Source organism: Bacillus sp. C30, from assembly GCF_040838255.1.
Classification (GTDB): Bacteria; Bacillota; Bacilli; order Bacillales; family Bacillaceae_G; genus Bacillus_A; species Bacillus_A mycoides.
Genome location: NZ_JBFPJH010000288.1, coordinates 1 through 4,214, shown reverse-complemented (window position 1 = coordinate 4,214; position 4,214 = coordinate 1). Strand labels below are relative to the sequence as shown.

Sequence of the window (4,214 nt, the reverse complement as noted above, 5' to 3'; positions counted from 1 at the left end):
CCCAAAATGTAAAGGTAATAGAATTGTTTGTATAGAATTACTCGTAGATTCAATTTATCTCGTTACTTGTGGACAGTAATAGCTTTATAGGAATGGGGTAAAGGATTCAATTTATTAGGGGGAGTGGTTTTATGTTAAACAAAAAAATGGTGGCAATGGCAATGACTGTGCCATTAGTAATGGGGACGATTTCTACGGTTTCGGCATTGGAAAAACAACAGCAAGTAAAGCTAGAAGCTTATTCACCACAGAAAAAAGCAATTGAATATTTAAAAGGACATGCTACGGAATATGGATTGAAGGCAGACCTTTCAGACTTGCAATATATTTCTACAACAGAAACATCAGTAGCTTCATATGTTAGGTTCCAACAAGTGGTCAATGGTGCGCCTGTATTTTCAAAACAAATTACAGTTACTCTTAACGGAGAGGGAAAAGGCTTACTTGCGGTTTCTGATTATCAGCCTGTTACAGGTGTGAAGGAAGTTACGAAAAAAATTAGTGAAAAAGATGCAGAACAAAAATCGATGGCGTATGTTGGAGGAGAAAGTGAGCAAAACTTATGGGCTCCTACAGAAAAAGAATTCGGATATATTGTTGAAGAGGGAGTCGCTATTCCTGTATATAAAGTGGTAGTCCATTCTAATAATCCATTCGGTGCATGGGAAACATTCATTGATGCGGAAAATGGAAAGTTAATTAAAAAAGTTGATATAAACCGAAAAGCAGAAGGAACAGGAAAAGTATTTTTACCTAACCCTGTCGTATCTAGTGGAAGTTTAGCAGGGTTAAAAGATAATAATGATGCAGATTCAACAGCATTAACGAATCAATTGAAAACTGTTACGTTAAAAGGTTTAGATGGTACAGGATTTTTAATTGGTGAGTATGTTACGATTTCTTCAAAAGCGAAGACGAAATCTACAAACTTACAATTTAACTATACACGTGCAAATGATAGTTTTGAAGATGTTATGTCATATTATCATATTGATACATTACAGCGTTACATTCAAGGATTAGGCTTTCAAAATATTAATAAACGTTCGATTAAAGTGAATGTAAATGGTACAACTGACGATGATTCATTCTATTCTCCATCAACGAAAGCTTTAACTTTCGGTACTGGCGGAGTAGATGATGCAGAAGATGCTGGCATTATTGCGCATGAATATGGTCATTCTATTCAAGATAATCAAGTGCCAGGCTTCGGAAGTTCACCAGAAGGTGGAGCGATGGGAGAAGGATTTGGAGATTTCTTAGGTGCTACTTATGAAGATGCAGTTTCGACAACAGGATACGGGAAAGCATGCATTGGAGAATGGGATGCGGCTGCTTATTCTAGTTCAGATCCGACGTGCTTACGCCGATTAGATACGAATAAAGTATACCCGAAAGATATAACGAATGAAGTGCATAATGATGGGGAAATTTGGGCTCAAGGTCAATACGAAATGGCGCAATCTTTTGGACGTGATGTAGCAACAAAAATTATTTTACAATCACATTGGTCATTAACGCCAAATGCGAAATTCCGTGATGGAGCGAAAGCAATTAAGCAAGCGGCTGCTCTTTTATACGGCGGACAACACGCGACTGAAATTGATCGCATTTGGGCAGCGAGAGGGATTAGTACGAATTAATATAAAAAGTCGTGGCGTTTAAAAGCCACGACTTTTTTATTTGCTTAAGAAAACTGGTACTAGAAAATTTATTGGTAGCGGTAATAATGTATATATACCGATAAGTTCACTTTACTGCTTCTTTAAAAACAAAATGCTCTTTAAATTTTCTAGATTCAACTTTTTGACCGTTTCTCATGGAGCGGAAAGGATGTTCTTGCCACGTAATGATCACGTCAACCTTATCCGCTTTTGTAGAAACTGGAAAATTAGCGTGTTCAAATCCAGTTTTACCGCCCGCTAGACGACTTTCTTTTAGGGAAAAGAGTTCATATTTTGTTTTCGTATTTGGTTCATTCCGAAAAACTTCAACTTGTACATTATACACTTCACTTTTCCCAAGATTTTTTACAGAGAAATGATATGTTTGAAATACACCTTTTTTTGGTTGTAACAATTTTTCACTCGTTCTTTTTACTTCATCAATATTTACTTGCCATTGATCAGAATTTTGAGAGATTGGTAAAGATTTTGGTGAATAGGCATATGCTTCATTAACTACAACTAAGCATAATAATAGGAGAAAGAAACTAATTGTTTTTTTCATATGTACACCTCCGATAAAACTTTAATAATAATATGCGTGGGAAATGCGTAAAATATGTAATAAAATGGAAAAAATTCAATTGAAAGAATTTGAGAAGAATAAAACATTTCTAAGCTGTCAAATGATAATTGTATAGAGTTCAATGTTCATATTACATACCTTTAGAAGGGGTCTGTTTAGTGAGAAATCGCAATATTTTTCTAAAAAGGCTTGCGTTTTATAAATTTAAAAGATAGAATACTCTGTAAATACAAAAAGTGATGATTAGGAAAAGTACATGATGCAAGGGTCTACAGAGAGCAATCGATTGCTGGGAAGATTGCGATACCGCATGATGGAAAGACACCTGTGAGTGTTGCTTTGAACGTGATAATTAGTAAAAGCAAACGGTACCTACCGTTATCAGGGCTAAGATGGTCATTATGACAATTTGGGTGGTACCGCGGAAAAATCCGTCCCTATTTATAGGGGCGGATTTTTGTATTCTTTGAAAGGAGGTGAGTGACCGTGGATGACGACGATGACAACAATAATGTAAATAAAAATAAAACTATTGGAGGGAAATGTAATGGATCAAATAATGAAGCGTTCACTCACACGAGAATGTACGGAACATGGCGGGAAGGTTGTATTACTACAAGGATGGGTAAAAAAGATTCGTCATCTAGGGAATGTTAGTTTTTTATTATTAAGAGACCGAACGGGAGTTATTCAATGTGTATTAGAAAACGAGTTAGCCGGATACAAAGTTGATGTTGAAAGTGTGGTCCAAATAATTGGAGAAATAGTAGAGACACCGAAAACAGAATTAGGTGTTGAAATACTTGCACATGAAGTGAAAGTACTAAATGGAGCAGAATCACTCCCATTTGAAATAAATAAAAAAAAGTTACAAGTTGGCCTAGATCAATTATTGAATGAGCGAGTATTATCGTTAAGACATGAGCGAATCGCGGCGATATTTAAAGTGAAATCTATACTCGTTCAGAGCTTTAGTGAATTTCTGATAGAGAACGATTTCACACGTATATTTACTCCGAAAATTGTTTCGCAGGGGGCAGAAGGAGGCGCGAATGTTTTTAAACTTCCATATTTCCAAAAAGAAGCGTATTTAGCTCAATCACCACAGTTTTATAAACAAATGATGGTAGCCGGAGGGCTCGAACGTGTTTTTGAAATTGCTCCTGTGTACCGGGCTGAACTTCATAACTCGTCACGACATTTAAATGAATATATATCGTTAGATGTAGAACTTGGATTTATTCATGATTTTCATGAAGTAATGCAATTAGAAACGGATGTTTTACGATATATGTTTCAACAAGTAGCAAAAAACTGTGAAAAAGAATTACAACTACTACAAATAGAAGTACCTGTCATTACAGAAATTCCTAAAATCACATTGGCAGAAGCGCAAGAAATTTTGAAAATGAAGTATCGGAAAGAATCTCCTGAAGGGGATTTAGATACAGAAGGTGAAAAGTTACTAGGGAAATATGTGAAAGAAACATATAATAGTGAATTTGTATTCATTACACATTATCCGAAAGAAGCGAGACCGATGTATACGATACCGAATAAAGAAAATCCAACTATTACTGATTCATTCGATTTATTATATAAAGGATTAGAAATTACATCAGGTGCACAGCGAATTCATAACTATGATATGTTACTTGCTTCTTTTAAAGAAAAAGGATTACATCCAGAGAAATTTCAATCTTATTTAAATACATTCCGATACGGTTGTCCACCACATGGTGGTTTTGGGATAGGATTAGAAAGGGTTGTATATAAACTTTTAGAGTTAACAAATGTCCGAGAGGCGAGTGCTTTTCCGAGAGATTGTACACGTCTTATACCATAAAAAAGCATCTTCGCGATTATCGCGAAGATGCTTTTTTACTGTTCTTTTATTTTTACATTGAAAGTTTATAAAAATCCTTTTCGACAAAAAAATAATATATCCCTTGACAGTTATAAAT

General features: G+C 35.2%; 3 protein-coding genes and 1 other annotated feature. Of the genes, 2 read left to right on the top strand and 1 reads right to left on the bottom strand.

Annotation, left to right across the window (positions count from 1 at the left end; all coding sequences use genetic code 11):
• Positions 1-131 precede the first annotated feature (131 nt).
• A complete protein-coding gene (locus tag AB3X49_RS18645) occupies positions 132-1,643 on the top strand; it encodes a M36 family metallopeptidase (RefSeq protein WP_367963929.1) in 1,512 nt (503 codons plus the stop codon).
• Between the two features lie 106 nt (positions 1,644-1,749).
• Here the strand turns inward: AB3X49_RS18645 and AB3X49_RS18640 are convergent, their stop codons facing one another.
• Positions 1,750-2,229 (bottom strand): YozF family protein, encoded by a 480-nt coding sequence (locus tag AB3X49_RS18640; RefSeq protein ID WP_002065155.1) that lies wholly within the window; start codon positions 2,227-2,229, stop codon positions 1,750-1,752.
• Between the two features lie 251 nt (positions 2,230-2,480).
• Positions 2,481-2,692: a binding site (T-box leader), on the top strand.
• Positions 2,693-2,797: 105 nt separating this feature from the next.
• On the opposite strand from AB3X49_RS18640, the gene aspS reads away from it, so the two are divergent.
• The gene (aspS, locus tag AB3X49_RS18635) at positions 2,798-4,096 is read left to right on the top strand and encodes an aspartate--tRNA(Asn) ligase (protein WP_367963927.1); all 1,299 of its coding nucleotides are present in this window, start codon (positions 2,798-2,800) and stop codon (positions 4,094-4,096) included.
• Positions 4,097-4,214 lie beyond the last annotated feature (118 nt).